This is a genomic window from uncultured Microbacterium sp. (assembly GCF_963521695.1).
Lineage (GTDB): Bacteria > Actinomycetota > Actinomycetes > Actinomycetales > Microbacteriaceae > Microbacterium.
The window spans coordinates 1-5,185 of sequence record NZ_CAUQWC010000232.1 but is presented as its reverse complement, the minus strand read 5'-3'; the positions used below and the strand labels follow the sequence as shown (position 1 = coordinate 5,185).

Annotated in this window: 4 protein-coding genes and 1 pseudogene; all 5 read left to right on the top strand. The window is 68.8% G+C overall.

All coding sequences use genetic code 11. The features are described from left to right. Positions 1 to 5: 5 nt before the first annotated feature. Positions 6 to 860 (top strand): glutamate ABC transporter substrate-binding protein, encoded by an 855-nt coding sequence (locus RWP81_RS14055; protein ID WP_314457106.1) that lies wholly within the window; start codon positions 6 to 8, stop codon positions 858 to 860. Positions 861 to 923: 63 nt separating this feature from the next. Beyond that, positions 924 to 1,580 (top strand): amino acid ABC transporter permease, encoded by a 657-nt coding sequence (locus RWP81_RS14050; protein WP_314457102.1) that lies wholly within the window; start codon positions 924 to 926, stop codon positions 1,578 to 1,580. Further along, positions 1,562 to 2,362, top strand: a pseudogene (locus RWP81_RS14045) (amino acid ABC transporter permease); the annotation flags it as partial. The gene RWP81_RS14050 and the pseudogene RWP81_RS14045, both read left to right, overlap by 19 nt. Positions 2,363 to 2,524: 162 nt before the next feature. Then, complete coding sequence (gene pheS / locus RWP81_RS14040; protein WP_314457104.1) at positions 2,525 to 3,565, top strand: phenylalanine--tRNA ligase subunit alpha; 1,041 nt, start codon at positions 2,525 to 2,527, stop codon at positions 3,563 to 3,565. Next, positions 3,565 to 5,185 (top strand): phenylalanine--tRNA ligase subunit beta (gene pheT / locus RWP81_RS14035; protein WP_314457100.1); only part of this gene is annotated, 1,621 nt, incomplete at its 3' end. The genes pheS and pheT, both read left to right, overlap by 1 nt.

Below are 5,185 nucleotides of genomic sequence, written 5' to 3'. Positions count from 1 at the left end.
CCGGCCTGCTGGCTTTGACGGCCTGCAACAGCGGCACCCCCGGCGCGGCTCCCGGCGCCGAAGGCGATGGCGCCGACACCACCCAGCTGTGGGAGGTCGCCTCCGACGTCTCGCTCGACGGCAGCCCCACATACGAGCGCATGGTCTCGGCTGACAAGGTCGTCGTCGGCGTCAAGGAAGACCAGCCCGGCCTCGGCTTCAAGGACCCGGTCAGCAACGAGCGCGGCGGCTTCGACGTCGAGATCGCGCAGTGGATCGCGGCATCGCTCGGCTTCGACGCCGACAAGATCGAGTACAAGACGATCCCCTCGGCCAACCGCGAGCAGGAACTGGTCAACGGCAACATCGATTACTACGTTGGCACCTACTCCATCACCGACAAGCGCAAGGAATCGATCGACTTCGCCGGTCCGTACCTGATCACCGGCCAGGGACTGCTGGTCGCGGCCGACAATGATGACATCAACGGACCCGACGACCTCGCAGGCAAGATCGTCTGCTCGGTGACCGGTTCGACCCCGCTGCAGCGTATCCGCGACGAATACAGCCCCGGCGACACGGTCGAGTACGACACCTACACGCAGTGCCTCGAGCAGCTGCGCGCGGGCTCGGTCGACGCCGTGACCACCGACCAGGCCATCCTCGCCGGCTACGTCGCGCAGGAGCCCGACGCGTTCAAGATCGCCGGCGACACCTTCAGCGAGGAGCGCTACGGCGTCGGCCTCCCCAAGGGCGACACGGTGCTGAAGGACCACATCAACACCCTCTTCAACGACGGTGGCGATGTCTGGACCGCACTGTTCGACAAGAACCTCGCGCCCTCGGGCATCGAGGGCGAGCAGCCCACCGCCGACGAGTGACCCGTTCAGGGGCGGCGCTCTCGCGCCGCCCCTGAATCCCGTCTTCCGAGATAAGGACCACGCATGGGTGTCATCACCGACAACCTCGACATCTGGAGCGAAGCGCTCGTCGGCACGCTCGTGCTGTTCTTCGCCGGCGGCGCCCTCGCGCTCGTCCTCGGCATCATCGTCGGCGCGATGCGCGTCTCGCCGATCCCGATTGCGCGCGGCGTCGGCACGTTCTACGTCAGCGCCATCCGCAACACCCCTCTGACCCTGGTGTTCTTCGCCTTCGTGTTCGCGCTGCCACCCCTGCTGGGGCTGCGGCTGACGGGCAACGTCTCGCTCACGCTCGGTATCTGTGCGCTCGGTATCTACACCGCGACCTACGTCGCCGAGGCGATCCGCTCGGGTGTCAACACCGTCCCGGTCGGGCAGGCGGAGGCGGCACGAGCCCTGGGGCTCGGCTTCGGCCAGGTGATGTCTCTCATCGTGCTGCCGCAGGCCTTCCGCTCCGTCATCCCGCCGATGATGAGCGTGTTCATCGCCCTGCTGAAGAACACCACCGTGGCCGCAGGCTTCTCGATCGTGAACCTCGGCTCGGTCCGTAACTACCTCAGTGAGCGTGGTGAGAACGCGTTCATCGTCATCCTGTGGATCATGGTCGCCTTCGTCGCGCTCGTCCTGCTGCTTTCGTGGCTGCAGCGAACGCTTGAGAATCGATGGAGGGTCGCTCGATGAGCAGTGTCCTGTACGACGTCCCCGGGCCCAAGGCCATCGCCCGAAACCGCATCCTCGGTGCAGTGACGATCCTGGTCGTGCTGGCCATCGTCGGCTTCTTCGTCTGGCGCCTCGTCGACACCGGCCAGTTCACCGCCCAGAAATGGTCGGCGTTCACCTACACGAATGTCTGGGTGCAGATCGGGGAGGCGACGATGCGCACCCTCGCGGCCTTCGTCGTGGCCGCCGTCGGCGCGCTCGCGTTGGGACTGCTGCTCGCCGTCGGGCGTCTCTCGGCGCACGCCTGGGTGCGCTGGCCGTTCACGGCGGTCATCGAGGTGTTCCGCGCCATCCCGGTGCTGGTCTTCATGTTCCTGCTCTACTACGGCTTCCCCGTGATCGGGATCGGGATGGAGCCGTACTGGGCCGTGGTCATCGCGCTCGTCTGCTACAACGGCTCGGTGCTTGCGGAAGTGATCCGCGCCGGTGTCGAGTCGCTGCCGAGCGGTCAGGCCGAGGCGGGTTACGCCGTCGGCCTTCGCAAGGCCGGGGTCATGCGCCTCGTGCTGCTCCCGCAGGCGATCCGCGCAATGATGCCTGTGATCATCGCTCAGCTCGTCGTGACCCTGAAAGACACCGCGCTCGGCTTCGTCATCACCTACCCCGAGCTGCTGTTCTACGCCAAGTACATCGGCGCGCAACCGACCGTCGGTTCGCCCATCATCCCGGCGACGATCGTCGTGGGTGCGATCTACATCGCCCTCTGCCTGCTGCTGTCGCTCGTCGCGACACTCGTCGAGAAGCGTCTTCGGCGCTCGCCGCGCGGCGCCGTCGCCGCCCCGGTCCAGCCCCTCCCGCCGGGGGCGACCGACACGCCCCTCCTCGTCGCCCAGCGCGGCGGCTCCGGGCTGTGCCGCGACCGACGGGTGGGGCTGTGTCCCCGCCCGTCGGTAGACTCTCATCTCGTGTCCGACGCACCTGAGATCACCCCCGAGGCCGTCGCCTCCGCCATCGATGCCGCCCTCGCGGCCATCGCCGCGGCCGCGACCACGGCCGAGTTGAAAGCCGCCCGCTCCGCGCACACCGGTGAGCAGTCCGCCCTCGCGCGGCTGAACGCCCAGATGCGTCAGGTCGCCCCCGACCAGAAGGCCGCCGTCGGCAAGCTCGTCGGTCAGGCCCGCGGGCAGGTGAACCACGCGCTCGTCGCCCGCGAGGCCGAACTGGCCGAGGCCGAGACGGCCGCCCAGCTCGAGGCCGAGCGCATCGACGTCACGGCGCTGCCGCAGCGCGCGCGCGTGGGGGCACGGCATCCGATCTCGCTCCTGCAGGAGCAGGTGTCCGACATCTTCGTCGGCATGGGGTGGGAGATCGCCGAGGGGCCCGAGCTCGAGCACGAGTGGTTCAACTTCGACGCGCTGAACTTCGACGTCGACCACCCCGCTCGGCAGATGCAGGACACCTTCTTCGTCGACCCGGTCGCCCGTCACCTGGTGCTGCGCACGCACACCAGCCCCGTGCAGGTGCGGTCGATGCTCGAGCGCGATCTGCCGATCTACGTGCTGTGCCCGGGCCGGGTGTACCGCACCGACGAGTTCGACGCGACGCACCTGCCGGTGTTCACGCAGTTCGAGGGCCTCGTCATCGACAAGGGCATCACGATGGCGCACCTCAAGGGCACGCTCGACCACGCCGCGCGCGTGCTGTTCGGCCCCGAGGCCAAGACGCGCTTCCGTGCCAACTTCTTCCCCTTTACCGAGCCGAGCGCCGAACTCGACCTGTGGCACCCGACTTTCAAGGGCGGTGCGCGCTGGATCGAGTGGGGCGGCTGCGGCATGGTGAATCCCAACGTCCTGCGGGCGGCCGGCATCGACCCCGAGGAGTACTCGGGCTTCGCCTTCGGCATGGGCATCGAGCGCACGCTCATGTTCCGCAGCGACGTGCAAGACATGCGCGACATGGCCGAGGGCGATGTGCGCTTCAGCGAGCAGTTCGGAATGGTGGTCTGATGCGCGTCCCGCTCTCCTGGTTGCGCGAGTACGTCGACGTGCCCGTCGAGGCGACACCCGAAGACGTCCTCGAAGCGCTGGTGTCCGTCGGCTTCGAAGAAGAAGACGTGCACCGCTTCGAGCTGTCCGGCCCCATCGTCGTCGGCGAGGTGAAGGAGTTCACCCCCGAGCCGCAGTCCAACGGCAAGACCATCCGCTGGTGCCAGGTCGACGTGGGCGCCGAGCACGGGGGAGTCCGCGGTGTCGTGTGTGGCGCGGGCAACTTCTTCGTCGGAGACAAGGTCGTGGTGACCCTGCCCGGCTCCGTGCTGCCCGGACCCTTCCCGATCGCCGCTCGCAAGACCTACGGTCACGTCTCCGACGGCATGATCGCCTCGGCGAAAGAACTGGGGCTCGGCAGCGAGCACTCCGGCATCCTGCGTCTGATCGACCTCGGCATCGACGCGCCCGTCGGAACGGATGCCATCGCGCTGCTGGGGCTCGACGACCTCGCGGTCGAGATCAACGTCACCCCCGACCGCGGCTACGCCCTGTCGCTGCGCGGGGTCGCCCGCGAGTACTCGCACGCCACGGGAGCCGCCTTCCGCGACCCGGGGACCGGTCACGACGACGCCGTCGCCCGTACACCGCGAGGCTTCTCGGTGGCGGTCGACGACAGGGCGCCCATCCGCGGACGCGCCGGCGCGACGGAGTTCGTCGCCCGCATCGTGCGCGACGTCGACCCCTCGCGTCCGACGCCGCCGTGGATGATCACGCGCCTGTCGCTGGCCGGCATCCGTTCGCTCGGGGTGCTCATCGACATCACCAACTACGTCATGCTCGAGCTCGGCCAGCCCATCCACGGCTACGACCTCGACCGGTTGCAGGGCGGCATCACCGTGCGCCGTGCGGAGCAGGGCGAGAAACTCGAGACCCTCGACGGCCAGGTGCGCACGCTCAACGCCGAAGACCTGTTGATCACCGACGAGTCCGGCCCGATCGGTCTCGCCGGTGTCATGGGCGGCGGTCCCACCGAGATGAGCGATGCGACGCGCAACGTGCTCATCGAGGCGGCGACGTTCGACCAGGTGTCGATCGCCCGCACCGCGCGCCGGCACAAGCTGCCGTCGGAGGCGTCGCGCCGCTTCGAGCGCGGTGTCGACCCGCTCGTGCCCTACGTCGCCGCCGAACGCGTGGCATCGCTCATGGTCGAACTCGCCGGCGGCACGCTCGACACCGAGCTCGGCGGGTCGCTGTCGTCGACCTACCGACGCGAGCCGATCACGCTGCCCACGGGCTTCGTGTCGGGTCTGATCGGCGTCGACTACACCGACGACGAGACCGTCTCGGCGCTGCGCCTCATCGGCTGCTCCGTCGCGCAGGGCGACGCCGGCTGGGCGGTGACTGCGCCGTCCTGGCGCCACGACCTGACCGACAAGTGGACGCTGGCCGAAGAGGTCGCCCGCATCGAAGGGTACGACCGCATCCCCTCGGTGCTGCCCACCCCGCCCTCCGGCCGCGGCCTGACCGCCGCCCAGCAGGGCCGCCGACGCGTGTCGAACGCCCTCGCCTCGGCCGGGTACGTCGAGACGCCGTCGTTCCCCTTCACCACCGAAGAGCAGAACGTCCTGCACGGCTCGC

What these genes read in the sequence shown, in the direction of transcription:
- RWP81_RS14050 (WP_314457102.1), top strand. Translation starts at nt 924, where the DNA reads ATGGGTGTCATCACCGACAACCTCGACATCTGGAGCGAAGCGCTCGTC.